Here is a 26871-nt window from a genome sequence, read left to right on the forward strand (position 1 = left end):
TCCTGCGCGAATGACTCGCGCCTTGCGAACAAAACAAGCCCTCGTTTGGCGCGGACCGATCCATAGGCCTCTTTTCGGCATTCATTTTTCAGCCCGCCCTCTTACGTGAATTCCCTTATGCGTGACGCTCCTCACATCATTCGGATTGGATCAAGCCATCCTGATCTCATCGGCTATTCGTTCGGCCCGGGACTTTGACTTAAATGCGGGTTCCCGCCGGCCAGCAGAGATGAGCGGAGCTGGATGCTCCATCAACAAGCCAGCGTTTCGGTGAACCTTTGTCCCCTTTGCCTTATTTTTGCCTCCCTCGGTCCATCGTTAGAGATGCTGAGGCAAGGGTGTTTTTTGGAAGCCAATTTAAACGTTAACTGCGTGGACAACTGGATCTCGCTCGTGAAACGGTCATGCCTGTCGGGAAAGCAGCAGGAATTCCGTAATCGGTTTGGCGCGAAGTGGAACGACGGTTTCCGTTAAAGGAAGTCATCGCACTTCGGGCCAGGCCTCTCACATAAGTGCGGTGTTGCATGCGCATTGCACAGCGAGTCGCCATGTTGAATTCTTCCGACGTGAAGAGTGTCAGTCGTACATCAAGCGTCCTCTGGCGTTGGCCAGAGACGTGAAGGAGAGAAGATGAAGAAGTTCGCTGCAGCCGCCGCCGTCGCTATGGGCGGTCTCGCCCTCGTGATCAGCACTCAGGGCTCCGCGCAGGCCTCGGCTCCGGCCGCCCAGGCCTCCGCCCAGACTTCCGTCCAGCAGACCGATGACGTCCGTCCGCAGGCGCTCGGCGGACTCGTCAAGGCGGCAGGTAAGGCAGCCGGCAAGGCGTACGTGCATGCCAAGGCCGCTTGCCCGTCCGTCGGGAAGGCCGCCGGCGAGGTCGCGGGCAACTTCCTCGGCGGGTCTGTCGCGCCGGCGGACAAGATCGGCAACGCCGAAGCGATCGACACGGTATTCGACAAGTGACACAACACCTTATGGTCCGGAGGGCGGCGCTGATCATCGGCGCTGCCCTCCTGGGCATCTACTTCCTGTTTTCTTCCTTCTCGCAGATGCCTCTGACTCCGATGAAGGTGAAGTACTACAGCCAGGTCAACGACGTGATGCAGCCCTATTTGGCTCAGAACTGGATGCTGTTTGCTCCGGACCCCCTGTCGGACGAACGTGGAATTCTCTCCCGCGCCCGATGCGCCGACGGCACAGCGACCGATTTCTACGACGTCACCGGCCCCTACGTCCAGAAGGTCCAGAGCGACCGCTTCTTCCCGTCACGCATCAACCGTCTGGTCAGCGGGACCGTCGCGCAGCTGGACAGCAGCGACCCGGTCCTTCAGCGACTGCGGGACACTGAAAAAGAAGCGAAGAAGAAGCAACTCCCCCTCCTGCCGTACGAGAAGACGTCCCGGGAACAGGCAGAGAGGTTCCTGAGCCGGTACTCCCTGACGCAAATGCCGGGCGTGTGCGCCGGCCGTCCCGCTGCCGTCCAGGTACGTGTCTACGTGCATGAGCTGCCGCCGTGGTCCCAGCGGAAGGATGAATCCGCCAAGGGGTCCACCAAGTATCAGGACCTGTCCTGGAGAGAGGTTGACACCCTCAAATGAGGAGGATTCTCGAAAAGCTTGACGGGTGGACGTTGAGTCCGGTCAGCGTGGTCGGTGTATCCGGTACCCGAGTTCTTCTCGGATTCGTCGGTCTCATGTACTACATCAGCCAGTACGGTGACCGAGCATTCCTCTTCGGTCCGGACAGTGTTCTCCCGTGGCAGGAGTTCGCTGACCGAGTCGCAGAAAACGGCTCTTTCAGCCTTTATGTCATAAGCTCTTCCAGTGCCTGGTTCGAGATTGTTTTCCATCTGGGCATCATCGCCGCGCTTCTGGTCACGCTGGGGGTAGGGGGACGGGTAGGCCTCGCCGTTCACTGGGTTTTCCTGTGGTCGATATACGAACGTCAGACGGTCTTGCTGGACGGCGGGGACAATCTTGCCTACCTCGTCATTCCCATGCTTCTCCTGACGCGCTGCTATGACCGCTTCTCATTTCCCAGTGGGGTAGGCACAAAACTTGCATCCCGCCTGCCTGACAGAGTTCGCGTAACAGCGACGCCGCTGCACAACCTTGGCGTGCTTGCCATCGCGCTCCAGATGTGCCTGGTCTATGTGGTAAGCGGCCTCTACAAGGTTCAGGGGCAGATGTGGCAGGACGGCACCGCTCTCTTCTATGTCCTGAGAGTTCCAGAATTCAGCTTTCCGGCACTGTCGCACCTGGTGTACGAGAACGATTTCCTGGTGTTCTCCGGAACGTATGTGACAGTTCTGTTCCTCGTCTACTTCCCTCTGGGAATTTTGGTACCTGCCCTGCGGCCGTGGGCCGCGGTCATGTCCATTGGTTTCCACCTCGGGATCGGATTGTTCATGGGGCTGACCGGATTCGCCCTGACCATGGTGGCCTGCGATCTGGTCTTCCTGAGCAGAGGGCTGGACGAGGCCGTCACCTACGCGACCACGCGGTTGCAAAAGGCCCGCGCCCGCAGGCTGGAAACGCCCCCAGCCCAAGGCTCACACGACGGGGACACGGCCGGAAGCGGGCAGGTGAAGGAGGACCACACCTCCCCTGAGTCGGTCGGCTCCGGAAGAGCGGGGTAGCCGATCGGCTTGGCCCCGAACCCGCCCCCGGTGCCACCTCCACCTCTGGCATGGCCAGAATGAGGCCACGCAGGCAGGAGGGCTGCTTAGTGTCGGTCAAAAGTACCGGACAGAAGGCTGCTTCACCGGCCGCCGGCTGTGGGTTCTGGCCGACGAGGATAGAGGCGGCCAGCATCCGGTGTCCTACAGACAGCACTCCGGTGCCGACGATGACACCTTGCGTCTGTGACCGAGAAACGGAGCTGGAAATGAAAGCGCCATCGCCCCAGGACGACCGGCTCAACCGGCAAGGGTGCATGATCGGCCTGTTCTGGATAGAGCAAGGCAAGGTTTGCCTGGGCTCGCCTCCGGTCGAGGAGGACCCTGGCGTCTTCCTCTTTCCGTCCCGGCTGTCGGTCGGCGAAGGTGCCTCGCAACAGGCATGGCCCTGGGCCGACGTGACAGACCTGCAGGTCCTGGATATCCCGGTCCGGTCAACCGCGGCCCGCTGGACGGCCCGGCTGACGAGCGTCGTCGCCGCAGCACTGAACGCCTGGGGCCCGGGCGGCCCGTCGATGATGACGGCGGTGGTGTGCGCCGGAGAAGACCATCGTGTCGAAACACCGGTCTTCTCCGGCGCGGCCACCGCCTACACACAACGGGAGGTCGACCTCTCGCTCGGTCTGCTTTCCCACTTCGTACGGGGCAGCGCCTCGCCGTCCCTACTGACGCAATGGTGGCAGGAGAACCAGCCCTCCGACGTCCTGCACTCGCATGAGCGCGAAGCAGTCCTCGAAGGCTGGCTGGCCCCGATGATGTGAGCCCCACAACCCGCCAGCACTTCCACACCTGAAAACGGCACAGCGATGGAGGGCACGCTATGAACGACTCCACGACCCGCGACGCAGAAAAGCGGACCGTGCTCGCCTTCGACGGCGGCTGCGGCTTCTGCCAGAGCGCCGTCCGGCAGATCCAGCTACGGGCCCGCCCCCGCACAGCGGCAGTCGCCTGGCAGGCCCTCCCGGCAGAACTGACAGAGCCACACCTGGAACGCCTGGACCGTGAGGTCCTTCTGTTCCACGGAGACCAGGTACGCGCCGGTGGTGTTGCCGCCCTCGCCGGCCTTCTCGGATCCTCCCCAGCTCGCACGTACCGGGGAGTCGGGAAGCTCCTGCGACTGCCCCTGATCCGCCCAGCCGCGAACCTCGTCTACCGCTGGGTGGCCAGAAACCGGCAGCGGATGCCAGGCGGTACAGCTGCCTGCGCAGTGCCCCGCCCCCACAACTGAAAGCACAAGCCCCCCATGCCCCACGTACCCGCCTGCATACTCAGCAGCTCCCACGAGCCCCAGGTCAGCCACGGCCACGACCTTAACCGTTTCGTCCAGATCGGGTCGCTCACCAAGCCACTCACCGGAACGCTGCTCGTCCAACTGGCCTCCACCGGAACCCTCCAGATGGACGACCCCCTCGAACAGTTCCTTCCCGCCCCTGCCGGAACCGGCATCACCCTGCGACATCTCGCGGAGCACACCGCGGCCCTCCCCCGCGTCCCGCCCCGTCTACGCAGATCCGACCCCTACGTCGACTTCGACGCCCGATCCCTAGACTCAGTGGTACGGAACCTCGGCTCCTTCACCACGGGCACCCCGGGCCGGAAAGCGGAGTACTCCAACCTCGGCTACGCCCTCCTCGGCGCCGCCCTCGCCTCAGCAGCACGAGCGCCGTACGAGGAACTGCTGCACGAACATGTGCTCGCGCCCCTGGACCTGACCGCAATCACCTCGAACCCACCACCGGACAAGCAACTGTCCGGACGAGGCTTCCTGGGGCGGCGCCTACGCCCCTGGACCATGAACGGCGCGATCCTGCCCGCCGGAGGCCTGTGGGCCACCCCGCGTGATACCGCCCACCTCCTGACCAAGCTGCTCGTCGAACGATGTCTTGGCGAACCTGCGCCCTCGTGGCAGACGACGGGCCGACTGCGCTGGCACGACGGTGCAACCCGGGGCGCCTCCGTCTTCGCGGGTGCCATGGACGACGGCACCTGGGTCATGGTCCACCGCCTCTCCGGACAGCCACTGCCGACGGAAAAGATGGCTGCCCAAGTCCTGAAGAACGCGGTGACTGAAACGTCCCGCGAAGTTTGAACACAGCACGCAGGAACGCCGCACCACGCCGGCGCCGACGACCTCACCGACGACAGTTGGACCCCCACCGACTGGCAGCAGGCCGCCGCACGCGCACTTTCGGCGCTTGGCGCCCAGTGGGCCGCCGGAGGGGAGGGGGCGGTGACCGGCTGCTCCTCGTCGGCTGCCTTCGCCAGGGGCTTACGCTTGTCCGCGACTTCCGCCTCGAGCTGGGCTGGCTCACCGACGCTGCCTGGGCCTACGTCAGCGACTCCGTCTGGGAACCGGTCTCCCCGCCCTCGTCCGCGACGTCGGCACCGACCGCAACGTCCCCGGCCGCGCCGACGTCCTGCGCGCCGAGATCTACGCCAGCGGCCTCGTCGCCCCCGAGGTCATGCTCGAACTCGCCGTCGTCTTCCACCACACCGACGCCAACGCGGCCACCTCGGCCATTGGCCGCCTGCACAGGCTTACCAACAACGACAACTATGCCTACTACACCGACGTTGCATACCACATCGCCAACACCATCAACGGCAACCCCTCAGCCGCGCGGTAGACCGACGGTGCAGCGACCATCCACCACCGCTGGCGGGCTCTGACCAAGGCCAGGCGCTCGCGCCTCCGCCGACGGTAGTTCCAGATAGCAGGTCTCGGCCAGATCACCGGGTGCGCCCAGGTGACGGCACCCATGTGGGTGCCGTCAGTGAGGCAGGGCCGCCCCCCCTCAGATCACCTCAGGCATTCGCTCCTTGAGGCCCGTGCTGCCCCTCTTCTGGACAGGCAACTCTGCTTCGTCAGCGTCGTGGAACGTGAACTTGAGGCATGAGATGCCAGCGCCTCGTGCATGTGCGTTCCACGCCTTGACCATGACGCCGTATATGGCCACTCGGTCCTTGAAAGCTCGCATGCCGGACCTGTGCTCCATGCCACGGCGGCGGAGCGCCATGAACCGTTCCGGGTTCCGTAGAGACTTCAGATTGTGGTTGTGACCTGGGGTTTCGTGGTCTTGAGGTAGTAATTGGTCTCGTATTCGACGGGTGGGATGTGCCCTATTTCACCGTGGAGTCGGCGGTGGCAGTTCCAGTCCATCCACTCGGCGGTGCCGAGTTCGACCTGAGCGAGTGTCTTCCAGGGCCGCTGCGGCTTGATCAACTCGGTTTTGTAGAGACCTATCGCCGATTCCATCAGTGCGCTGTCCAGAGCATCCCCGACCGTGCCGATGCTCGCCGCGAGACCAGCGGCATCCAGGTGCTCGGCGAGCCGGAAACTCGTGTACTGCGACCCGGCATCCGAGTGATGGATCAACTCGCCGCAAATATATGGGTGTTGGCCACGGCCGCGTTCCCACAGGGCCATCTCCAGGGCATCCAGGACAAGCCGGGTCTCCTTCGTCGTGGCGGCCGACCATCCGACGATGCGGCGGGAGAAGGTGTCGACGACGAAGGCGACGTAGACGACGTCGGCCCAGGTCGCCACGTGCGTGAAGTCCGCTACCCAGGTGCGGTTCGGCGCCGTGGCGACGAAGTCACGCTCGACGCGGCCAGGAGCCCGCTCGGCCCTGTCGTCGGGGATCGTGGTGATGATCTTCTTTCCGCGCACTGCGCCGGCGATGCCGAGCTCGCGCATCAGGCGCTCTACCGTGCAGCGGGCCACCTGGTGGCCCTGCCGGTGCAGCTCGCGCCAGATCTTCCTGGGCCCGTAGACACGGTAGTTGTCGGTGTAGATCTTGCTGATCAGCTCCTTGAATCCGGCGTCCCGCAGCTGCCGGGCCGACGGCTCGGCGAGCCGCTTCTTGCAGGCGTAGTAAATGGAGGGGGCGATCTTGCAGTCGTGCTCCGTGAGCGTTCTGCAGATGGGCTCGACGCCGCCGAAGCGGTCCCGGTGCTCGTCGATGAACGCTACGAGCGTGTGTGTGGCCGGTCGAGCTCGGCCGCGAAGAAAGACGCCACAGCCTTCAGGATGCCGTTCGCCCGCCGCAGTTCGGCGTTCTCCCTCTTCAGCGCCTTCATCGCCGCGGACTCCTCCGATGTCGTGCCCGGACGCTGTCCGGAGTCGCTTCTTCGAGGAAGGCCTCCTCGGGCGCGACGAGAACGGCGGATACATCAGCTTCGAGCGCCTCCACGCAGCGCACGCGTAGCGCGAACCACATTTTCCGGACTAAGACGTCGTGTCATTTGGCGTCGATCGGTAGGCTCTGGCCGAGATGAGCATGGACGACAAGACCGAGACCGCCTGCCGGATCTGCGGGTACGACGATGGCGAAGCTGTGTTCGACGAGTACGGCGTACCGGAGTACGTCATCTGCCCCTGCTGCTACAACGAATCCGGCATCGGCGATGACAACGTGTCGCAGTTCCGCGAGCTGCGTGGATACTGGGTCGCCAGCGGCGCCCAATGGCACGACGCGAAGTTCCGTTCAGCTGACTGGGACCTGCTGACGCAGCTCGCCAACATTCCGCCCGAGTGGCGCTGACCTGGAGTGCCGAAGGGTATTGCTATCTGGCGAGTCGCCGGTAGCAGATAAGGGTAGCGGCGATGCCGGCGAAGGCGAGGAAGTGGTCGGCCTTGCGCTCGTAGCGACGGTGCAGACGGCGGCATCCTGCAAGCCAGGACATCGTTCGCTCGATCGTCCAGCGGTGGCGCCCGAGCCGCTCGGAGGACTCGATGCCTTTACGGGCGATGCGGGGTGTGATGTGCCGGGAACGGAGCCATTGCCGCAAGTGGCGGTTGTCGTAGGCCTTGTCCGCATAGAGTTTGGCCGGTCGTCGTCGACGCGGGCCACGGCGGGATCGGATCGGCGGTATCCCGCGCACGAGCGGCTCGAGTGCCTGGCTGTCGTGGAGATTGGCGCCGGAGATGCCGACGGAAAGGGGCAGACCGGTCCGGTCGGTGATCAAATGGATCTTCGAGCCGAACTTGCCCCGATCTACAGGATTGGGACCCGTCAGGTCCCCTTTTTCAGGGCCCGCATGTTCACCGAATCGATCGCGCACCGCGACCAGTCCAAGTGCCCGCGGGCACCCAGCTCGTCTAGCACCAGGCGGTGGAGCTTGGCCCACACCCGGGCCTGGCTCCACTCCGTGAAGCGCCGGTACACCGTCGACCACGACGGACCGAACACCTCGGGGGTCTGCCGCCAGGTGCAGCCAGAGGTAGCCACGAACAGGACGGCAGCCAGTACCTCCCGGTCGCCGTAGCGCCGCCGTCCACCACCTTGCGGTCGCACAGGCGCCACTGGCACCACTCGGTGGAACAACTCCCACAACCCGTCCGGGACCAGACGCTCCACGATCGTCACGTCCGAACACTACTCAGCACGCCAAATGACACGCCGTCTAAGACCGTGTCCTACGTGGTGAGGCGGACGAGTCGCTTGTAGCAGCAGAGCGCTGCGGCGAGGCCGAGAAAGGCCAGGTAATTGCGGGGATTTCGTTCGTAGCGATGGTTGAGCCGGCGATAACCCGTGAGCCAGGACATGGTGCGCTCGATGACCCACCTTCGGCGGCCGAGTCGTTCGCTGGACTCGATGCCCTTGCGTGCGATGCGGACGCCGATGCGCTTGCCGCGTAGCCATCTGCGCAGGTGTGGAACGTCGTCAGCCTTGTCGGCGTGAAGACGCTGAGGCTTGAAGTACCGGCCGCAGTGTGGGTCGTGTCTCGTTTGGTGACCGGCGACCATGGGCTTCAGCGCGAGGCTGTCGTGGACGTTGGCTGCGGAGACACCGACGACCAGGGGCAGTCCGTTCGCATCCGACAGGACGTGCACCTTGGAGCCCGGCTTGCCCCGGTCCACGGGGCTCGGACCTGTGTGTTCGCCCCCCTTTTAGCGCGCACGTGGGCGGAGTCGAGGACTGCACGCGACAGGTCGAGCAGGCTGGCGTCGTAGAGCCGGTGCACGATCTCCTCGTGCAGTCGGCCCCACACGCCGGCCCGCGACCAGATCACGAACCTGCGATGGGCCGTCGACTTCGATATCCCGAAGCATGGCGGCAACGCGCGCCAGGCACAGCCGCTGACCAGCACGTAGATGATGGCCGCGAATACCGTCTCATGAGGCGTGTCCTGCGTGCCGCCACCCTGCGGCCGCACCTTCGACGGCGGGATCAACGGCTTTGCGATCTCCCACAGTCCGTCCGGAACAATCCAACTCCATGTACCCCGCCCCATGATCAGCCCAACGACCACCTCACCACGTAGGACACGGTCTAAGGAGTGGGCCGCGGACTGACCTGATTGCCGCCATTCGACGTCTGCGGTGGCCGTGGCTTGCCCCGGATGGATGGGGCCTCGGGCAGTCAGAGGGGCTATTCGATTGCGGACCGAGCCGATGGCTTGGCACGGTTCAGGGCATCATGCGCGTCTGAATCTTGATCTGAGGAGGCACCCTCGTGTCTGTCGTTCCGGAACGTCGTTTGGCTCTCCTTGGAGGCGGCTTCTCCACCGACGACGATGGGCTGCTGGATGACTGGGTGCTCGATCAGGTGCCCGTTCCTCGCCCCAGGGTGTGCTTCATTCCGACGGCCAGTGGCGATGCCCCCGCCTACATCGAGCAGTTCTTCGGGGCGTACCAGTCACGTTCCTGCGAGCCCAGCGTCTTGCATCTCTTTCGGCGGGAGTTCGATGACGACGCCCTGCGCACGTTCCTGCTCTCTCAAGACGTCGTGTATGTAGGTGGGGGTAACACCGCGAACATGCTGGCGGTCTGGCGCGCGCACGGCGTGGACCGGCTACTTCGCGAGGCCTTCGACCGGGGGACCTTGCTGTGCGGCATCAGCGCTGGTGCCAACTGCTGGGCCGAGGGCTCGCACACCGACTCTTTCGGGCCGCTGACTCACCTCTCGGACGGGCTGGGCCTGTTGTCCGGCTCGGTCTGCCCGCACTACGACAGTGAGCCCGGCCGGCGATTGTCCTATCAGGCAGCCGTGGCAGACCGCGCGCTTCCGGCCGGCTGGGCAGTCGAGGACGGTGTCGGCGCCCTCTTCACGGGCGGTCTGCTGACGGACTCCGTGACGCGTACGCCTCAGGCCTGTTTGTATCGGGTAGAGCCCGGCAAGGATGGCGGAGTCGACGAGCAGGCCATGCAATGTCGCCTGCTCGTCGCAGCACAACAGCCCACTTCAACCGCGTGAAGTGATGAGGGAGCGGCCCCGCCTGGTGCGGGGCCGACGGCCGCGTGGGTGCGGAAGCAATCAGCCTTGAGGCTCGTGTTCTGGTAGTCCCGGCGCAGGTGACGGTGCGTGGTCGGTGAGGACGGGCATGCCGAGGTCGACCAGCTGTGGCCGACCGTCGGCCCGAGTCCGGCTGAGGCTGTTGAGCTTGGCGGTGGCGGCGTCGAGGCTGACCTGGAGTCCTTCGACTTCTCCGAGCCAGCCGTGCCGCGGGCCTCGCGGATGCGGTCGCGGAGGTTCTGGGTGATCTCGATGATGCGGCCACGCTGGCGGGGGTCGATCTGGAGGACCGGGCAGCGGATGCAGGCTTATCCGAACTTGTCCAGCGGAGTCTTGTGGGTGGAGTTGTCGGCACCTTCTTCACTGTGAGTAGTGGTTGCGAAGGATTGCAGCGGGGGCGCGTGGGGCATCTTGTGCGCCGCTGATGAGATGTCAGGGCGTGTCCACAGGACCACGAGACCGGTCTATGGTCTGGTCGGACGGTGCCAGTTGGTGGGATGATGACCGGCATGACGATCATCAGAAAGGCCGATGCCGCGTAGACGGCCTGGCCGTGTCCGTGCCGAGCTTCCGCGCCGGCCCCGGATGCAGGACGACATCACGATCATCCATGGTCTGTCCTCGGCAGGTCTCGCTGAAGTTCGACGGATAGAACGTCAAAAGAAGCACCTGTGGCCGGGCTCGATCGGGTCGGCCATGGTGCGCTGGAGAAGCTTCGTCCACCAGCCGAACCGACGCCTGTGGGACGACGAGAGCGGCGGCTGCACGGAGTGGGCATGTTGCGGAGACCCGTGGCGGGCCCGCGAGTACCTCGAAGCGGTGATTCTGGCGATGTCCCGACGGCGGGCACGTGAACTCCGGTGCCTCGTCGAAGCTCTCGACGGACGCTACTGATGGCTGGCGGGACGGCCCATGTTCGTGTCGCGGGCGGCTTGGTGCTCAGGCATTTTCAAGCAGCGCTATGCGGGTGGGGCGTCCCGTGAATCTGGTGCAACCAATCGTTGAGAGCGACGTAGCGCGGGTCGGTGAGGCCGCGGCGGGGGTCGACACGATGGAGGAGGGAGCTCTTCGGGAGGCTGAGGTACTGGCCAGGACGAGAGGTCACACTCCGAGATGCTCCGGCCCTCGTTAGTCGTCGCCCAGGGCGAGGGGGATCACGAAGTGCTCTGCGGTGGTTCCGGCAACGACGACATCGATGCCGTGCCGGGTGACGGGCGTCCACGCGCGGCCGTTGCCCATGCCCTCCGTGTTCGTGACCCAGCTCGTGCCCCGACCGAGCAGCTTCGCCACTCGCGTGGCCGCCCGCTCCGCGTGATCGCGATCCCGGAGAAGGCTCCGAGAGTAGACGAGATCGAAGGCTGACAGGTTGGTCATCAACTCGATCGCTCCCTCCGCGTCCACGGGCCGAAACGCTGCCTCGATCTCGCGGGCAGACGCGGGACCGACCGCGCCCGCGACAGCCTGATGCGCCCAGTCGTCCTGCGCGACCATGACGAGGGCGAACACCTCCTCCGCGACGGTGGCCTTCGATATCGCGCCCCAACTGGCGTAGACATGACTCGATGCACCCAGCGAACGCAGCAACGGTGCGATTCCTCCAAGATCTGCATCCGGGCATCCTGCCAGGCCCCACTCCATGAGGGGACTGACATTTCGCTGGCTGACGATCGAGAGCGCGTCGGCGCTCAGTGCTCGGAGTTGGTGCTGCTTCGTCCGGCATCGCGGCGGATGTCGGGCATGCCGAGATGGACGGTGGACGGTTGTGCTGCACGGTCGCGCATGGCCTCCAGCTTCTGCGCGGCAGCGGCCAGGGTGGTCTCGATCGCGGCGACCTCACCGAGCCAGCCCTGGTCCTTGGCCTCCTGGAGCCGGTCGATGAGGTTGCCGTGGATCTCCTGGAGGCGTGGCATCTGGGCCGGGTCCACGAGAAGTAGGGGACACCTGACACAGGCGTTTTCATGCTGGCAGGGGGTCGCGTAGTCGCGGCCGCAGGTTCCCAGGGCGACCTTTCGGAGTTCGAAGTGCGAAAGGAACTCGTCCCACTCGGTGGCGGTGAGTTCGCGGTACTCCTCGCTGGGTCGCTCGGTTCTGCGGCGGGCGATGAAGGCCCGGTGATGGGAGATCACATCTTCCGGGTAGATCGCGGCATAGCCCATGGTCGTGTCCAGAGCGGCGTGGCCGCAGATCTTCGCGGCGATGTGCGGGGGCAGTCCGGAGCGGATGGCGTCGGTCACGAAGATCCTTCTGAAGTCGTGGGGGCGCCATTCGAGTGGATCGCCGGCCACAGTGATCTGAGCGGACTGCGAGGTCGCGACCAGGCACTCGCGGATGTAGCTGCGAGTCAGCGGCCGGTCCTCGGTGCCGTACCGGCGTTGGAACAGAAACGGCATGGGCGGGCTCCAGGTCTGCTCGAACACGTCGTATGCCGACACCAAAGGAAGGGCGGCGCTCCCGGCCCGAACCCGGAAGATGACCGCGGTCAGTACCTCAGCCAGCTCCGGGGAGACCAGCAGCAGGCGCTCCGCATCGGTCTTGGACGGGGCGACCTGCAGCATCGGCACCACCTCGCCGGTGGTGGGCAGTGTGTAGGCGATGAAGCTGTGGTGGGTGAGCTCCAGCATCTCCTCGATCCGGATACCGGTGTGCCGCAACACCTCCACCGTCGCCCAGGACCAGAAAGCCGCCTCCTCCTCGTGCGTCAGGTTCCGCCGCCTGTCGGTGGCCACCGCGGTGGCATAGACGCGGCCGGCCTGCCCGGACCGGGAGCGCTCGAACTCCTCCCCGGCAATGAGGAACCGTCCACCGGCCGACGTCGCGCGAGCCGCGGTGATGCGAGCCTCGGCGTCCTTGCGCTGCCGGTCGACGGCGCGAAGCAGGGCAGGCAGCAACGGCAGCTGGGTCCTGGTCCGCTGGTCCATCCGGGACTTCACCCGGGACCTGGACTTCTTCGTCGCGCACTCGCTCGCCTTGATCGGACACGGCGCCACCCAGGGCGCCCACCGCGCCGGATCGTCGGCTGCCCAGCGGGCGATGTCCTGGTAGAACGCCCGGACGAACACCAGCTCGCTGCGGAAGTTCACCCGCGGCCGCACCGGGTGGCCCTCGGCGTCACGAATGTGTGCCAGACGTTCCTTCCACGCCTGCGCGACCTCCGGCGCCAGTCGCAGCGAGTCGATGCCCGGATGGTGGATCTCCAGGTCGCGCCAGAACAACCGACACAGGTTGCGGGCGATGGAACGCAGCGAGACGTGGTCGAGCTCGGGAGCCCGCTCGGTGAAGTACTCGACCAGCAGATCGCGGACTGCCCGGCAATCGATGCCGTACCCGTCGACGATCTGCTCGACGCTGCGACGGCCCTCGATCCGAAGCACTCGCAGCCGCGGTGGTGCGCTGGCCGGGAGCACGCCGGTCTCCTTGAGTAGGGCGTAAAACAGCGGCCGGCCCGCGCTGCCGCGGAAGTGGTGTTCCTCCAGCGCGGCTGTCAGCTCGATGCAGTCGCCGACGGTGATGTCGCTGCCCCGGCCGCCCTTGCGGATCACGATCCAGGTGAGCTTGTTCAGGGCGTCGGACCTGGCCGAGGCTGTCGCGTGCTGAGCCAGTTGGTCGAGCCGCTGGAAGGCGTCGGGGTCGCTGGCGGCCCGGGTTTCGGTGAGCATCACCGTCAGGCGTTGCCGCAGCAACCACACGTAGCTGGGGCGGATCGCCTGCCCTGCGACCAGGAGAGCCAGTCCCGTGGCCAGTTCATCGCGCTGGTGGCGCTTGGTTGCACCGCGTCCCTTCAGGGGCAAAGCGGTCCACTCGAAGCCGGCGGCGTCCGCTCCGCTGGCCATCCAGCGGTCCTGCCAGGTCTCTCCGCGCTGACCTTCGAGCCAGTCCAGCGCCTTGCTCAGGCCCCGCCGCCGCGTCTTGTCGCGGGTGAGGCTGGCACTGGGGTCGGTGAACAATCCCAGCAGCCGTTCGACCAGGCTCTCCCGGCTCTGACGGGTCTGCCACCAGCTCGCTTCGCACACCCGCGGTTCCCACTCCAGCGGCTTGTCCTCCTCCGGCGACTCGACGGGCGTGGCGACAACGGCGGCCTGCGCGATCGGATTCACCGGCGATCCCCGTTGGCGGTCGACGTGCCGAACAATGCCGCCAGCACCTCGGGGCGGTAGCCGGGCGCCGGCGGGGCCGGCGGTTTGGCCAGCTCGGTGCGCTGCCGTTCATGGTGGGCCAGGACCTGGGCGACGACCTCGTCGGGAGTGGGAGCGATATAGATCTCCGTGGTGGTGATGTGGGCGTGACCAAGGACCCACTGCACGTCGGCGAGGGTCAGATTCGGATCACGGACCATCCTCTTGGCCGCGCTGTGCCTCAGGTCGTGCAGGGTCCAGTTCGCGCCGAGCAACTGGTTGGCGCGGGTGAAGACCATCCGGGCCGCGTCGTACTCCAGCGGGCGAAAAGGCCGGCGAAGTGTCCGCCACAACGGCTCCGACAGGCCCTTGGGGACCGTGCTGCGGAGTTCCTCCTGGTAAAGCCGCAACCACACGAACGCGTCCGCGGAGGCCGGAAGGTGCTGGAGGGTCTGGCTGCCCTTGCGGACCACGCCGATCGTCTGGTCCTCGGGCGCGACCAGCCCTGCTCGACGCCGAGCAGCTCAGAGGCGCGGGCGCCGGTGGAGATGTAGAACGCGATCAAGGCCCTGTCCCGGTTGCACTTCAACGCGGCGAACAGGTCGTTGAACGCCTGGTCAGGAATGGTCCGCGGAGTCGGCTTGGGTTCCTTGGGCTGATAGGTGCCCCGGCGGGCGGGCGACGGAAGGGCTGCATCGGGTTGTGATGCGCATTCGGACTGCTTTCCTCGGCGGCACCGCCCTGGGGGAACGGGTTGATCAGCGGTCGGCCGTGGGTCTCGCGGTGGTATTCGTAGAACGAGCGGATCACCGCGCGAGCGTGCCGCCTGGTCCGAGCGGCATAGTTCTCGCCGGGCGCGGCCTTCCCCGTGACCGGGTTTACCGAGCCCGGTGAGGGCGCGTCGGGACGGCGCTGGCGCGGTGGCTTCTTCGTGGTCTTCAGCCACAGTGCGAAGTCGCGGGCCTCGACCCGGCTCGCGAGATGCCAGGGCACCTCCACCGCGTGTAAGAACCGGACCCACGCCAACAGCTCGTAGGCGTAGGACCGCAGCGACGCTGGACTCGCGTCGTCAGCAAGCATGTGGTGCAGAAACTCACTGACGGCCGCCCCCTCGGAGCCGTCGGCGTCCATCAGCCGGAACGGTCGTAGCGGGTCACCGCTCTTCTCGACGCGGCCGACCCGCGCCACTTTCAGTGCCGCCACATCCCGGACCGTCGTGCTGTGCTCTGACATCCGTACCTCCACGGGTCGACCGACTCGACGACACGCGATAAGACCAGATCCGCCCGGACACACGCAGTCACCACGGAGCTCCAGAAGCAGCTACAACGTCCTTACGGTCACTATGCGTCGGCTTCAGCACGAGCCCAGGAAACGTCCAACTTAGTTCGGTCAACGGGACGTGCTCGTGGGCGCAGGGAGTTCCGTAGGGACGGCCGCAGGAACCGAGTTCGATGCGGCGCTTGTCGAAGTGCTCCTGGAAATCGGTCCACTCCTCCGGGGTGGGGTTCCGATACTCCTCCTTCGGTCGTTCGGCCCGGCGCCGGGCGAGGAATTGGTGGTAGTTGCCTGATCACGTCCTCGTCGAAGACCGCGACGTAGCCACGGGTGGTTCGGATATCGAGGTGGCCGAGCAGAGCGGCGCCGATGTGGATAGGCAGGCCGTTGTTGACCAGCTCGGTGGCGAAGAGCCTGCGGAAGTCGTGGGGCGCGAACCTGGTGTCCTTGAACTGCGGGTGTGTCAGTGCGAGGTCGTCGCAGGCTCTGCCGATCATGCGCCAGACGGTGATGTTGGCCATGCCGCGCTGGGTGCCGCCGTGGAAGTTCTGGAACAGGTAGGGCAGTGGTTCGCTCCAGGTCCTCTCGTGGCTGTCGTAGCGGACGCAGACCGGGACGGTGCCGTGCTCGTTGCGGTGGCGCCGGATGACCTGGGCGATGACGTGGAAGAGCTCGGCGGACATGGGGATGATCCGTTCGCGGTCGCTCTTGGAGGGAGTGACGACGAGCAGAGCCACGACCTCGCCGTTGGGCCGCTGGTACTGCCGGACGCTGAGATGCGTCAGCTCGATCAGTTCCTCGGCCCGCAGGCCCGCCAGCCGAAGCGTTTCGACGATGGCCCACTGCCAGAAGGCATAGCCCTCGTCCCTGGAGAGGTGTACCAGTTCACCGGTGGCGCGGTTGACCGCTCGGACCGGCGGGCGGTTGTGCCGCTGGTCCTTGGTGGAAACGCGGAGCCAGGCGGTGCCCTCGGCGGTGAACTCCTCGCCGATCTCGACCTTCAGGGCGGCGTCCAGCAGGGTGCGCAGGCGGTGCCATCTGTCGTTGACGTACTGGGAAAGGATCGGAAGGAGGGGTTGGCGGTCGCGGGTGCGGTTGGCCATGCGCTCTTGCAGCCGACGGCGGCGGACCTGGAACCATCGCAGGTCAGCGTCGCGGATCGGGCAGGGAGCGACCCACTTTGCCCAGCGTTCCGGCTCGGCGGCGGCCCAGCTTTGCAGGTCGAGGTAGAGCGCGCGGACGGCCATCAGCGGCCCGTCGACGTCAAGCCGTGGCTTGCCGTCGGGCAGGACCATCAGCCATTCCTTCCACTGTGTGAACGTCTCCTCCGACAGTTTCAGGTCCTTCTGGCCGGGGTTGATCTTCTCGATCTGCCTCCAGAAGGTTCTGACCAGGAGGTTCGTCAGCTGCCGCAGAGTCGAGTAGTCCAGGTTCGCCGAGCGGCGGCGGATGTACTCGACCAGCAGGTCGCGCATCTCACCGTTGTGGAGCTGGTGACGGTCGACGGCTTCCTCGACGGAGATCTGCCCGCGGGTAACGGCACCGCGCAGGCTACGGGGGGCGGACGCCGGGAAGTGGCCCATCTCGTGGAGGATCGGCCAGGCCAGGGTGCCGGCGAAGCTGGTCTTCTCTCCGGCCAGCTCGTGTCTGCGGGACTCGACTGCGTAGTGCAGCAGTGCCTCAGGGGTCAGGTCCTTCAGGTCGATACCGAAGACGGTCAGCGCGCAGCAGACGTCGAACTTTGTGCGGGTGCGGCGGGCCTGGCTCATGGGCAGCAGGTCGGCCCGCCGGCAGAACTCCTCCAGCAAGGGGTCCTGGGCGACACCGCGGAACCAGGGCGAGTAGTGGAAGAACCGGTTGCAGCGGAAGCCCAGCAAGGTGGGACGCACCAGCCGCAGGGCGAACGCCTGGCCTGTCGCGCAGTTCAGCTTCGTCCGCAGGGGCCGGTTGTCACCGGCGGCGTCCCCGACCGGCCGTCCCCCGTCGTGGCCGGAGGCTTCCCACCGCTCCTGCCACGTGTCTCCGGGAAAGGTGGAGAGGTGTCCGAGGAGGGCCCGCATGGAACCTCGTTGCTTCCGCTTCAGGGCCTCGGACTGGGAGAAGTGATCGGCCGTCACGCTGACGATGTCCTCCGCTGGCGCCGTGCTGAGGTCACCCAGCGAGCGCGGCGGCCGGGACGGCGGCGGAGGCGGAGCCGGGAGGATCGCGGTCGGCGCGTAGACGCCGCTCCGGGCGGGCTCCTCGGCCTCGTGGCGGCGGACCCGGTTGGTCGTCGGGCCCTTGATCCGCATGCTGTTTCCGACCTTACTGCCCGGCACCGAACACCGCCTCGATGTCGTCCGCGGCGTACTGGGTCGGCCACGACACCGGCTTAACCGGCCGGGCGTAGTAGGCCCCGAGCTTGTCCAGCAGGTCGTCCAGGCCGACGGCCGTGTAGAGCTCGGTGGTGCTGATATGAGCGTGGCGCAAGATCGTCTGTACTTCGTGCAGCTTCAGCTCCGGGTCCCGGGCCATCCGCTTCGCGGCCGTATGCCGCAGATCGTGCAGGGTCCAGTTCGCCCCAAGGACCTCGCAGGCCCGCTGGAAGACGCGGCGGGCCGCCCAGTAGGTCAGCGGGCGGGACTCGCCCCGGCGGGTCCGCCAGACGGGCATCCCCTCGGGCGGCAGTCCATCCTCCTCCAGATAGGCGGCCAGGTAGGCCAGTCCTTCCGGGGAGGTCGGGACCGGTTGCCGGGCCCGGGTGCCCTTGGAGATCACCCAGAGCTGGCCCTTGGTCCACTCGATGTCTCCGAGACCGATCCCCAGCAGCTCGGACGCCCGGGAGGCGGAGGCCAGGTAGTTCGACAACAGGGCCTTGTCCCGGGCGCACTTCATCTGCGCGAACAGCTCGTCCCACTGGTCGTCGGGGATGGACCGCGGATGTCGGATCGGCGCCTTCGGCCTCAGTCGGGCCCGCCGGTGCTGCCGGCGGACCTCCAGCGGCGAGCGGTGGGCCAGCGCGGCCCGGCGGGCCGCGCTCTCCGGGACCGGGTTCACCACCGGACCGCGGCCGAAGGGATGGTGGAAGGCGTAGAAGCCGTGGACGACCGTCAGATTGTGGGCGATCGTCGCCGGCGCATATCCGGGCCGCAGGGTGGGCTTGCCCGTCTTCGGGTTCACGGACCCGGCCGGGTAGCTGCCGGGGCGCCTCCGTTCGCGCTGGGGGTTGCGGGCGTGCCGAAGCCAGCCCACCAGGGCCGCGGTCTCCGCCTCGGTGACCTGCTCCCATCCCACGTCCAGGGCCCACAGCACCCGATGCCAGCGCAACAGGTCATAGCCGTAGCTCCGGCAGGTCGCCGTACTGGCGTCGCCGAGCATCCGGTCCCGCAGGTAGACGCTGACCGGCTCGATCTCACGGCCGGCGGCATCCGCCACCAGCCACGGCAGCGACGGCGTCGTACCCGCGACCACAGCCCCGACCCGCGGCAGCCGTACCCGCCCGTCAATCAGTTCTCGATGAAGCGAAGGATTCTCATGCACGCTCACATGATCAGAACTCATGGCCCCCGGACCCAACAGATCCCCGAGTTGGTGCAGTTAACAGACCCTGCGCTCCACCGCGCCATCGGGATCGGCGCGGCCGCCGTCACCACCTGGCTCACCACCCGCCCCGGAGCCCGCTGAAATGGCGAACGAGAAGGTGGCTTCGTTCACGTTCAGCAGCAGCGTTTGTTCACGGGTTGCGGCAGCAGTTGATGCTCGGCGGGCTCGTAGATGTTCACGAGAAATGACGGCGCTGTCGCTCCGTGTCGGCAAATTGCCGTGCGGAGGTCCCGGCCAGGTCTCACACTGCGGGCATGGATGAAGCCAGCGCTCCCGCGTCCGTCGTATCCTCGGAGCAGTCGAGCGAGTTACTGGGGTATCCCCCCGACGCTCGGTTGCTGATCGTCAACTGCGATGACTTCGGGATGTATCCAGCGATCAACGCCGCAGTGATCGAGTCGATCGAAGAGGGCATCGCCGGCTCGTGCAGCCTGATGGTCCCGTGTCCTGGGGCGCCGCAGGCCATGAGACTGCTCGGCAGGAAGCCGCAGATCCCGTTCGGTATCCACCTGACCCTGGTGTGCGAGATGCCCGGCATCCGGTGGGGTCCGCTGATCGCCAGAGAACGGGTTCCCTCACTGCTGGACCCCGCGGGGAAGCTGTTCTCTCCGACCCCTGGCGGCCGGGCGGCCTTGCTCGCCCAGGCTCGGCTCGATGAGATCGAACTCGAGTTCCGCGCCCAGATCGATGCCGTCGCCGGCACTGGGCTCACGCCGACGCATCTGGACTTTCATTGCCTGGCTGATGGGGGCCGCGACGACATCCTCGACCTGACCGTAGCTCTGGCAGCGGAGTACGGCCTCGCGGTCAGGGTCTGGCTCGAACCCGGGCGCCAAGCGATGCGGGAACGTGGCCTGCCGGTCACCGACAACGACTTCCTGGACAGTTTCTCCCTTGACATCGAGGGCAAGGCGGCCCGATACGCTCAGATGCTGCGTGACCTGCCTGCCGGGCTCAATGAATGGGCGGTCCATCCCAGTCTGGGCGACAAGGAGTCGCAGGCCGTCGACGACGGCTGGCTCGTGCGGCGGACGGACTACGACTTCCTGACATCGCCGCAGGCCCGTGAGGTTCTCCAGCAGGAAGACATAGCCGTGATCGACTACCGAACGATTCAGCGAGTCTGGTCCCAGAGCGTCCGCCCTCGATGAGTGCCTGTGTTCAAAGTCCCGATGGGAGTTCCCCAGCTCAGGATTCGAACAGGCTGGTCTACGAGACGTTCACCGAGGTGCCCGCCGCCCGGGGCTGGAGCGGTTCTTCGTCCTTGGCGTTCGCCGACCAGACCCAAGTCAGTCGTGGGTGTGCATGGTGCGGTAGTCGGTGTAGCCGGTGGGCCCGCCGGTGTACATCGCGTACTTGGCGCGGACGGTGTTGATCGGGGCTCCGGTGCGGATGCGCTGGACGAGGTCGGGGTTGGCGAGGAACGGGCGGCCCAGTGCGATGAGGTCGGCGCCTGCGACCAGGAGGCGTTCGGCTGCTTCGCGTCCGCCGTCTGCGGGGATCTGGTCGGCGGGCAGGACCGGGTTGGCGATCAGAGTGCCGGTCCAGAGTTCACGCAGCCGGGCGAAGAGCGGCTGCGCGGGATCGGCGAAGGCGACGTGCAGGTAGGCCAGCCCCTTGCCCGCGTTGGCCTTCAGTAGGGCGGGGTAGAGGTCGTCGGCGTCGGTGTCGGTGATGCCGTTGACGGTGTTCCCGGGGGAGATGCGCAGGCCGGTGCGATCCGCGCCGATCGCGTCGGCAACGGCGTCGACGACTTCGGTGGTGAAGCGGATGCGGTTGTCGATGCTGCCACCGTAGGCGTCGGTGCGCTGGTTGGTGTTGGGCGCGAGGAACTGGTGGAGCAGGTAGCCGTTGGCGCTGTGGACCTCGACCCCGGCGAAGCCCGCGTCGACGGCGCGGCGGGCTGCGGCGGCGAAGTCGGCGATGGTCTGCCGGATGTCGTCGGACGTCATTTCGCGCGGGGTGACCGCTTCCTGGAAGCCGGAAGGGGTGTAGATGGGGTCGGGCAGCGCGATCGGCGAGGGCGCGATCGGGGTGAGGCCGCTGTTGTCGGGGTGGCCGACGCGTCCGCCGTGCTGGATCTGCAGGAACATCGGACCGCCGCCAGCGGCCTGGACGGCCTTGGTGACCTGACGCCATCCGGCGGTGTGGGCTTCGGTGTGCAGCGCGGTGATATTCGGATAGGTCTGGCCGACCGTGTTCGGGGTGGACGCTTCCGCGATGATCGCCCCGGCCGAGGCGCGCTGACTGTAGTACTCGGCCATCAGCGGGGTGGGTGTGCCGTCGCTCTCGGCGCGGTTGCGGGTCATGGGGGCGATGACCAGGCGGTTCGCCAGCTCGTGGCGGCCGAGGAGGGCAGGGGCCAGGAGGGGGGAGGTCGTCGTTTCGTGCGTCATGTGTTTACCGTAGAAGTTGACACCAATGTGAGAATCAAGCGGAAATGATGTGATCTACGTCATGCGAATCGGGCAGCTGGCCCGGCGTACGGGCGTCAGTGAGCGCTCGTTGCGCTACTACGAGCAGGAGGGCCTGCTGTCAGCCCAGCGCACCCCGGGCGGACACCGGGAGTACGCCGAGGCGGCGGTGGCCCGGGTGCAGCGAATCCAGGAACTGTACGCCGCCGGCCTGTGCAGCTCGAAGATCTCCAAGCTGCTGCCCTGCATGCGCGACAGCGACGGCTGGCCGGCCGAGACGGCCGACGAGTTCCTCGTGAGCGAGCTGACAGTGGAGCGGGCTCGCATCGACCGGATGATCGAGGACCTGCAGCGCTCCCGCAGCCTGCTGGACACCGTCATCGACAGCGCCGCCGCGCCGCGCCAGGAGAAGCAGCAGGAGACGGGCCCGGCCCCGCAGTCCGGCCTCCGACCTGCGGCATGGCAATAGGCTGAGTGCCTGCTTTCAATCCTGAGCTGCGCGTTTGCCCAGCTCAGGATTCGAACAGAGGCGGCTTGGGTTGCTCCGGTGACGACATCAGCAATTCCGCTGACGGCCCCCGGTGGCGATGAGCGGATTCGCCCAGGCCCGAAGAATCGGGCGGCTCTGGGTGGCGGTGGTGACCGTCACCGCCATTTCGATCAGTCCCGTTGCGCTTCGCGAGAGTCCGGTTGTCCGCTTCTGCGCGAGCTCCTGCGGGTGATTCGCCTGGTCATGAGCGTGATCGCGGCCCAGGTGATGAGCGATTCCGAGTGTTGGATGAGCCGTTCGTAGTCCCGCGCGTGTCTGCGGGCGTGCATGATCCAGGCGTGTAGGGCTCGCCGACCCAGCGCCGGGGCAGAACGACGAACCCGGGGACGTTCTTCGGTCGGCTGACGGTCTTGATCGTCAGGTCCAGGTAAGTCTTGGCCCAGGTCACGAGCTGTCCGGCATAGGCGGAGTCGGCCCAGACGATAGTGATCTCGGGGTGCATCAGCCGCAGCCGGAACAGCACTTCCTTGGCTGCGTTGCGGTCGGTCATGTCGGCCGGGGTGACCATGACGAACAGCGGCAGGCCCTTGGTGTCCACGACCAGGTGCCGCTTGCGGCCGTTGATTTTCTTGCCGGCGTCGTAGCCGCGGGAGTCCTTGCCGACGGTGTCGGCGGCCTTGATCGACTGAGAGTCGATGACGGTGGCGACCGCTCCGGGAGCCCGGCCCATCTCGCGGCGGATCCGCTTGCGGAGCTGGTCACGGATCTGACCGACGACCCCACAAGCGGCCCAGCGGGCCATGAACCCGTAACACGTGCGCCACGGCGGGAAGTCCCTTGGCAGGGCCCGCCACTTGCAGCCGGTGTCCACGACATAGCGGATCGCGTCCACGATCTCCCGGCGGGGATGCTTCTCGGGACTGCCGCCTGCCTTCGTTTCGCAGGCCGGTGGGTCCTGGACCTGGCCGCAGACCGCCGCCAAGCCCGCCTGGAGCAGCTGGTCCGAATGCTGCACACCCTGGTCGTCCTGAACGACGGCCGCACGGTCGACGTCGCCGCGTCGGTCGGCGCAGCGGCTCCGGACGGGCTGAGCACCCGGGACCTGACCGCGTTGCAGAGGGCGGCCGACGCCGCTCTCTACGACGGCAAGCACTCCGGCAGGGCCGTCGTCGCCACGGCCGCGCACGCGACCACGCCGTCCATCAACGGCCGCCGGGCCGGCCGCCTGGGCACCACCGTGTGGGGGCGAGCCGCATGAGCGTCGCACCCCTGCCCGAGGGCGACTGGATCCGCGGCATCAGCATCAAGCAGCCCTGGACGGCGGCGATCCTGACCGGCGCGAAGCTGGTTGAGAACCGCCCGCGGCGCTGGTCCTGGCGCGGGTGGGTGCTCCTGCACGCGGGCCAGCAGATCGACCGCCCCGCCCTGCGCATGCCGCTGGTCGCCCGAACGATCCGCGACCGCGAACTGGTCACCGGCGCGGTTATCGGCATCGCCCGGATCACCGACTGCCACCAGGACCCCGACGGCGCGCGGCTCTGCTCCCCCTGGGCTCACACCGAGGCCTGGCACCTCGAGCTCGCCGACGTCCAAGAGCTGCCCCTGCCCGTCCCCGCACGCGGGCAGCCCGACCCGTGGAAGCCGACCGACGACTTGGTCGACCAGGTCCTCCAGCAGCTGCCCGCCTTCCGGCCGTGACCCGCACCCGAGGTAAGAAGCCGTCGGTGGAGCCGGGCTTGATCCCGGCCCCCGGCGGCCTCCTCGACTGGCGCAACGCTCAGCATTTCGACCGCTGGCAGAACCGCTCCTGCGCCCTGTGCGAGCGGCCCACACCGATGCGCTCCCACGCAGGCGAGCCGGTCCATAAGAGCTGCGCCGAAACGTGGATCGCGGCCAACCCAACTGGCGCCGTGTGCTGGACATCGCCGAGTCCCTCGCTGACCGCGGGCACCTGAGCGGTGACGAGGCATCCGATCGTGCCGACCTGCCCAACCCGCCTGAACTGGACCCGTCCCACAGCTGATGGCCGGAGTCCGGCACACGCTCATCACCCGAGCCGCAGAACATCACCTCCACCTTCAAGAAACGAAGGGCATTTTGAAGATCGCAGGGTTCCCCTCTCTGCCGCGTCGCGGCCGTGGTCGTTACGGTACCGGCCATCAGGAGGCGGCGAGTTGGTTGATGTGGGCTGTGGCCAGCACTCGGCGGGACACGCCGCCGCGTGCGGTCCGGATCATGGCCTGGCCCAGTTGCAGGCTCGTGGTGACGTAGCGCGGCGCGATGCGCCGCAGCACCGGGTAGAGCGGGCCGATCACCTTGTACAGCAGGACGTAGGACGCAGTCTTCGCCGTGGTGCCGGGGAGAGGAAGGATGAACGCGGGGCGGAACATGTGTGCCCGCGGTGACAGCTCCAGCAGGGCGTTCTCCGTTTCGCCCTTGACGCGTGCCCACATCATGCGGGTCTTGCCGGTGCCGTCGGTACCGACGCCGGAGACGTAGGTGAAGACGAGGCCGGGGCTGGCGGTCAGCAGGGCGCGGGCGGCGGCCAGGGGGAAGTCGTAGGAGACCAGACGGTAGTCTGCCTCGTTCATGCCGACGGCGGAGGTGCCCAGGCAGTAGAAGCAGGCGTCGAAACCGGCCAGATGGTCCTGGACCGCGGTGAAGTCGGTGAAGTCCTCGTGGTGGAGTTCGCGGAGCTTGAGGTGGGCACGACCAGTGGATGTACGGCCTATGGCGAGGACGTCGGTGACCTCCTCGTCGCGCAGGCAGGCTTCCAGCACTCCCTGCCCAACCATGCCGGTGGCTCCGAAGATGACAATGCGCACAGTGATCCTTTTTCTGCCGTACGGGGTGGTCGGCCGGATTGCCTTGGATGGGTCAGACGGGGAAGCGGACGGTAATCGGTCAGGACCGCCTCGGAGGTCTCGACACTCGACCCCCAGCCGTGGTCCTCGCCGAACGTCATGGTGCCCAGCCCCAGGGGGCTGACCCGAAGCCCGGAACGGCCGAGCGTGATGTAGGAGTCCAAGGACCTCAAGAGGTTTCCCCTTCATGGCGAACGGGAGCGGTTGCGTGGCCGCGAATGTCGCCCGGGCCACGCGACCGCTTCCGCCGGGGGTGGGGGTGTCAGACCGTCGCGTGCGCGGTCTGCGCCGCGAGGTTCTGGGTGAAGAACGGGAGGAGTTCGGTGGTGACCTGGGGTACGTAGCGGTCGTAGAGGTCGACGTGACTGGCTCCTTCGATCCAGTGCAGCCGCTTGGGCTCGTTGGCCTTCTTGACCGCTTCCTCGGACATCCAGGCGGTGGCCGCTTCGTTGCCGGCGACCATCAGGAGCGGTCGCGGGGCGAGCAGACCGATGAGGTGGAAGGCGTCGAAGTTCATGATCTTGTCGACGCTGGAGAAGGTGAACTCGTCGGCCTGGCGCGGGTGCCGGCCGCGGTCGGTGCTGTAGTACTCCCAGGCTTCGTAGGAGTAGCGGCCGCCGGCGCGTGCCTCTTCCTCAGTCGGGCGCACGGACATCGTCGGGAGCGGCTCGCCGGCCGCCTCGGTGGTGCGTGCCGCGGCCGCCGCGTCGAGCAGCGCCTGGAGGGCGGCGGGGTCCTGGGTGCCGTCGGGGCCGACCCGGAAGTACAGTCCGAGGTCGACGGCGCCGGCCGTCGCGACCGCGCGGATGCGGTGGTCGGTGACCGCGGCGGGAATGACGTAGCCGCCGGAGGCGCAGATGCCCAGGGCGCCGATCCGGTCGGAGCCGATCTCCGGGCGGGTGGTGAGGTAGGAGACGGCGTTCTTGATGTCCTCGACACGCTGGGCGGGGTCCTCGGTGCCGCGGGGGGTGCCGCCGCTCTCGCCCTGATAGGCGGCGTCGTAGGTGAGCGCGACGAATCCGGCGTCGGCAAGTCGCTGGGCGTAGGCGTCGGCGGTCTGCTCCTTGACGCCGGCGCCGGGATGAGCGACGACCACGGCGGCGAGCGGGCCGTCGGCAGCGGTGTCGGGGGTGTACAGGTGGCCGGCGAGGGTGATCCCGGCGCTGGTGAAGGTCACATCGGTTCGCATGACCCCACCGTGCTCGCTGTGACCCGTGTTCGGGAGAGGAAGGTTCCTGCCTGGGGAAAGGCGTGCCGGGGAAGATTCTTTCCCCCCTTGACGGCCCGAGTCCGCGGCACGGTGGAAGCATAGTGGTGTCATGTCCGATTCGCGTTCATCCCGATCCGAGTTCGGTGCTTTCCTCAAGGCTCGCCGGGCCGAGCTGACGCCCGCGCAGGTGGGTCTCGTCGATGACGGGACCCTGCGGCGTGTCCCGGGGCTGCGCCGCGACGAGGTCGCCCGCCTTGCCACGATGAGCACCGATTACTACACCCGCATCGAGCAGGGGCGCGTGCGGGCCTCCGCGACCGTCCTTGCCTCCCTGGTGCGGGCGCTGCGGCTCGACGAGGCACAGCAGGCTTACCTGTACGAGCTGGCGGGCAAGACCCCCGCCCCGCGCCGCCGCGCTGGGCAGCGGGTGCGGCCGTCGGTGCAGTGGATGCTCGACGCCCTCGGCCACTTGCCGGCGATGGTGCTGGGCCGCTACAACGACATCCTCGCCTGGAACACGGCCGCAGCGGCCCTCTACCAGGACTTCGGCAAGCTGACGCCATCCGAGCGCAACTACACCAGACTGCTGTTCCTCGACCCGGCCATGCGCAGCCTCTTCACCGACTGGGAGGACGCGGGCCGGCTCAGCGCGGCACTGCTGCGGATGGAGACGGCCAGCAACCCCGACGACCCGCGCCTGGCCACACTGGTCGGCGAGCTGTCGGTACGCAGCCCCGAATTCCGCGAGTGGTGGAACGGACGGATCGTCTCCCACACCACCTACGGCCCCAAACGCTTCCGACACCCCCTCGTCGGCTCCCTCACCCTCGACTGCGACACCTGGGCCAGTCCGAACGACCCCGACGTCATGTTCATGGTCCTCACCGCCGAACCTGGCACCCCTGAGGAGCACGCACTGCGGATCCTCAGCTCCTGGCAGACCATCCCCGCCCCGACTACACATCCGGCCGACACCCCCCACGACTGATCCGGCGGTCCGACGCGT

General features: G+C 66.9%; 27 protein-coding genes and 2 pseudogenes. 15 read left to right on the top strand and 14 right to left on the bottom strand.

Annotated elements, in window-relative coordinates; genetic code table 11:
• Window positions 1–630: 630 nt before the first annotated feature.
• The 7 genes from RNL97_RS00210 (at window position 631) to RNL97_RS00240 (ending at window position 5304) form a co-directional block, all read left to right on the top strand.
• Window positions 631–963, top strand: a complete 333-nt coding sequence (locus tag RNL97_RS00210; protein ID WP_030593273.1) for a hypothetical protein — start codon at window positions 631–633, stop codon at window positions 961–963.
• A complete protein-coding gene (locus RNL97_RS00215; RefSeq protein ID WP_313750239.1) occupies window positions 960–1598 on the top strand; it encodes a DUF5819 family protein in 639 nt (212 codons plus the stop codon). Before RNL97_RS00210 ends, RNL97_RS00215 begins: the two co-directional genes overlap by 4 nt.
• Window positions 1595–2638 (top strand): HTTM domain-containing protein, encoded by a 1044-nt coding sequence (locus RNL97_RS00220; RefSeq protein WP_313750240.1) that lies wholly within the window; start codon window positions 1595–1597, stop codon window positions 2636–2638. Before RNL97_RS00215 ends, RNL97_RS00220 begins: the two co-directional genes overlap by 4 nt.
• Before the next feature lie 296 nt (window positions 2639–2934).
• Window positions 2935–3438 carry a hypothetical protein gene (locus tag RNL97_RS00225; protein WP_234313549.1) on the top strand — a complete coding sequence of 168 codons (504 nt, stop codon included), beginning with the start codon at window positions 2935–2937 and terminating at the stop codon, window positions 3436–3438.
• Between the two features lie 59 nt (window positions 3439–3497).
• The gene (locus tag RNL97_RS00230; protein WP_313750241.1) at window positions 3498–3905 is read left to right on the top strand and encodes a thiol-disulfide oxidoreductase DCC family protein; all 408 of its coding nucleotides are present in this window, start codon (window positions 3498–3500) and stop codon (window positions 3903–3905) included.
• A 15-nt stretch (window positions 3906–3920) separates the two neighbouring features.
• On the top strand, window positions 3921–4766 hold the full coding sequence (locus tag RNL97_RS00235) for a serine hydrolase domain-containing protein (RefSeq protein WP_313750242.1): 846 nt from the start codon (window positions 3921–3923) through the stop codon (window positions 4764–4766).
• Window positions 4767–5139: 373 nt separating this feature from the next.
• Window positions 5140–5304, top strand: coding sequence for a hypothetical protein (locus tag RNL97_RS00240; protein ID WP_158709191.1), 165 nt, complete (start codon window positions 5140–5142; stop codon window positions 5302–5304).
• Window positions 5305–5720: 416 nt separating this feature from the next.
• On the opposite strand, the gene RNL97_RS00245 is transcribed toward RNL97_RS00240, so the two are convergent.
• Window positions 5721–6851 carry an IS3 family transposase gene (locus RNL97_RS00245; protein WP_313750243.1) on the bottom strand — a complete coding sequence of 377 codons (1131 nt, stop codon included), beginning with the start codon at window positions 6849–6851 and terminating at the stop codon, window positions 5721–5723.
• Between the two features lie 100 nt (window positions 6852–6951).
• On the opposite strand from RNL97_RS00245, the gene RNL97_RS00250 reads away from it, so the two are divergent.
• On the top strand, window positions 6952–7221 hold the full coding sequence (locus RNL97_RS00250) for a hypothetical protein (RefSeq protein ID WP_030580609.1): 270 nt from the start codon (window positions 6952–6954) through the stop codon (window positions 7219–7221).
• A 22-nt stretch (window positions 7222–7243) separates the two neighbouring features.
• Here RNL97_RS00250 and RNL97_RS00255 read toward each other — a convergent pair.
• Both RNL97_RS00255 and RNL97_RS00260 read right to left on the bottom strand, forming a co-directional pair.
• A protein-coding gene (locus RNL97_RS00255; RefSeq protein ID WP_374115206.1) for an IS5 family transposase occupies window positions 7244–8040 on the bottom strand; the annotation gives its coding sequence in 2 pieces (ribosomal slippage) (window positions 7244–7704 and window positions 7704–8040; 798 coding nt in all).
• A gap of 56 nt (window positions 8041–8096) precedes the next feature.
• A protein-coding gene (locus tag RNL97_RS00260; RefSeq protein WP_243316453.1) for an IS5 family transposase occupies window positions 8097–8914 on the bottom strand; the annotation gives its coding sequence in 2 pieces (ribosomal slippage) (window positions 8097–8572 and window positions 8572–8914; 819 coding nt in all).
• Window positions 8915–9135: 221 nt separating this feature from the next.
• On the opposite strand from RNL97_RS00260, the gene RNL97_RS00265 reads away from it, so the two are divergent.
• Both RNL97_RS00265 and RNL97_RS00270 read left to right on the top strand, forming a co-directional pair.
• Window positions 9136–9876: a Type 1 glutamine amidotransferase-like domain-containing protein gene (locus RNL97_RS00265; protein ID WP_032766896.1), complete on the top strand. Its 741-nt coding sequence runs from the start codon at window positions 9136–9138 to the stop codon at window positions 9874–9876.
• A gap of 624 nt (window positions 9877–10500) precedes the next feature.
• Window positions 10501–10809 (top strand): hypothetical protein, encoded by a 309-nt coding sequence (locus RNL97_RS00270; protein ID WP_234313559.1) that lies wholly within the window; start codon window positions 10501–10503, stop codon window positions 10807–10809.
• Between the two features lie 234 nt (window positions 10810–11043).
• Here the strand turns inward: RNL97_RS00270 and RNL97_RS00275 are convergent, their stop codons facing one another.
• The 6 genes from RNL97_RS00275 to RNL97_RS00300 all read right to left on the bottom strand — a co-directional run bounded on the left by RNL97_RS00275 (window position 11044) and on the right by RNL97_RS00300 (window position 18755).
• Window positions 11044–11499 (bottom strand): hypothetical protein, encoded by a 456-nt coding sequence (locus RNL97_RS00275; RefSeq protein WP_243316585.1) that lies wholly within the window; start codon window positions 11497–11499, stop codon window positions 11044–11046.
• Between the two features lie 101 nt (window positions 11500–11600).
• The gene (locus RNL97_RS00280; RefSeq protein ID WP_313750244.1) at window positions 11601–14009 is read right to left on the bottom strand and encodes a site-specific integrase; all 2409 of its coding nucleotides are present in this window, start codon (window positions 14007–14009) and stop codon (window positions 11601–11603) included.
• Complete coding sequence (locus RNL97_RS00285; RefSeq protein ID WP_313750245.1) at window positions 14006–14500, bottom strand: site-specific integrase; 495 nt, start codon at window positions 14498–14500, stop codon at window positions 14006–14008. The genes RNL97_RS00280 and RNL97_RS00285 overlap by 4 nt, the downstream gene beginning before the upstream one ends.
• 112 nt (window positions 14501–14612) lie before the next feature.
• Complete coding sequence (locus RNL97_RS00290) at window positions 14613–15260, bottom strand: hypothetical protein (protein ID WP_313750246.1); 648 nt, start codon at window positions 15258–15260, stop codon at window positions 14613–14615.
• Between the two features lie 110 nt (window positions 15261–15370).
• The gene (locus RNL97_RS00295) at window positions 15371–17596 is read right to left on the bottom strand and encodes a tyrosine-type recombinase/integrase (protein ID WP_313750247.1); all 2226 of its coding nucleotides are present in this window, start codon (window positions 17594–17596) and stop codon (window positions 15371–15373) included.
• A 13-nt stretch (window positions 17597–17609) separates the two neighbouring features.
• Window positions 17610–18755, bottom strand: a complete 1146-nt coding sequence (locus RNL97_RS00300) for a tyrosine-type recombinase/integrase (RefSeq protein ID WP_313750248.1) — start codon at window positions 18753–18755, stop codon at window positions 17610–17612.
• Between the two features lie 386 nt (window positions 18756–19141).
• Here RNL97_RS00300 and RNL97_RS00305 point away from each other — a divergent pair, with 386 nt between their 5' ends.
• Window positions 19142–20038: a polysaccharide deacetylase family protein gene (locus RNL97_RS00305; protein ID WP_030593671.1), complete on the top strand. Its 897-nt coding sequence runs from the start codon at window positions 19142–19144 to the stop codon at window positions 20036–20038.
• A gap of 138 nt (window positions 20039–20176) precedes the next feature.
• On the opposite strand, the gene RNL97_RS00310 is transcribed toward RNL97_RS00305, so the two are convergent.
• A complete protein-coding gene (locus RNL97_RS00310; protein ID WP_313750249.1) occupies window positions 20177–21283 on the bottom strand; it encodes an alkene reductase in 1107 nt (368 codons plus the stop codon).
• Window positions 21284–21344: 61 nt separating this feature from the next.
• Here RNL97_RS00310 and RNL97_RS00315 point away from each other — a divergent pair, with 61 nt between their 5' ends.
• The gene (locus tag RNL97_RS00315) at window positions 21345–21770 is read left to right on the top strand and encodes a MerR family transcriptional regulator (RefSeq protein WP_243316589.1); all 426 of its coding nucleotides are present in this window, start codon (window positions 21345–21347) and stop codon (window positions 21768–21770) included.
• A gap of 245 nt (window positions 21771–22015) precedes the next feature.
• Here RNL97_RS00315 and RNL97_RS00320 read toward each other — a convergent pair.
• A pseudogene (locus RNL97_RS00320) lies at window positions 22016–22743 on the bottom strand (IS5 family transposase); the annotation flags it as partial.
• A 54-nt stretch (window positions 22744–22797) separates the two neighbouring features.
• Here RNL97_RS00320 and RNL97_RS00325 point away from each other — a divergent pair.
• Together RNL97_RS00325 and RNL97_RS00330 are read left to right on the top strand one after the other, a co-directional pair.
• Entirely contained in the window at window positions 22798–23049 is a 252-nt protein-coding gene (locus tag RNL97_RS00325; protein ID WP_308381919.1) for a nucleotidyl cyclase domain-containing protein, read from the top strand.
• Window positions 23046–23489 (top strand): ASCH domain-containing protein, encoded by a 444-nt coding sequence (locus RNL97_RS00330; protein ID WP_243316590.1) that lies wholly within the window; start codon window positions 23046–23048, stop codon window positions 23487–23489. Before RNL97_RS00325 ends, RNL97_RS00330 begins: the two co-directional genes overlap by 4 nt.
• A gap of 461 nt (window positions 23490–23950) precedes the next feature.
• Here RNL97_RS00330 and RNL97_RS00335 read toward each other — a convergent pair whose 3' ends face one another.
• The 3 genes and pseudogenes from RNL97_RS00335 to RNL97_RS00345 form a co-directional block, all read right to left on the bottom strand.
• Complete coding sequence (locus RNL97_RS00335) at window positions 23951–24616, bottom strand: NAD-dependent epimerase/dehydratase family protein (RefSeq protein WP_243316591.1); 666 nt, start codon at window positions 24614–24616, stop codon at window positions 23951–23953.
• Window positions 24617–24687: 71 nt separating this feature from the next.
• Window positions 24688–24828 (bottom strand): annotated as a pseudogene (locus tag RNL97_RS00340) (aldo/keto reductase); the annotation flags it as partial.
• An 89-nt stretch (window positions 24829–24917) separates the two neighbouring features.
• Window positions 24918–25844, bottom strand: coding sequence for an alpha/beta hydrolase (locus RNL97_RS00345; RefSeq protein ID WP_313750250.1), 927 nt, complete (start codon window positions 25842–25844; stop codon window positions 24918–24920).
• A gap of 130 nt (window positions 25845–25974) precedes the next feature.
• On the opposite strand from RNL97_RS00345, the gene RNL97_RS00350 reads away from it, so the two are divergent.
• Complete coding sequence (locus RNL97_RS00350) at window positions 25975–26853, top strand: helix-turn-helix domain-containing protein (RefSeq protein WP_243316593.1); 879 nt, start codon at window positions 25975–25977, stop codon at window positions 26851–26853.
• Window positions 26854–26871 lie beyond the last annotated feature (18 nt).

Origin of the sequence: Streptomyces parvus (genome assembly GCF_032121415.1) — a bacterium.
GTDB classification, from domain to species: Bacteria; Actinomycetota; Actinomycetes; order Streptomycetales; family Streptomycetaceae; genus Streptomyces; species Streptomyces globisporus_A.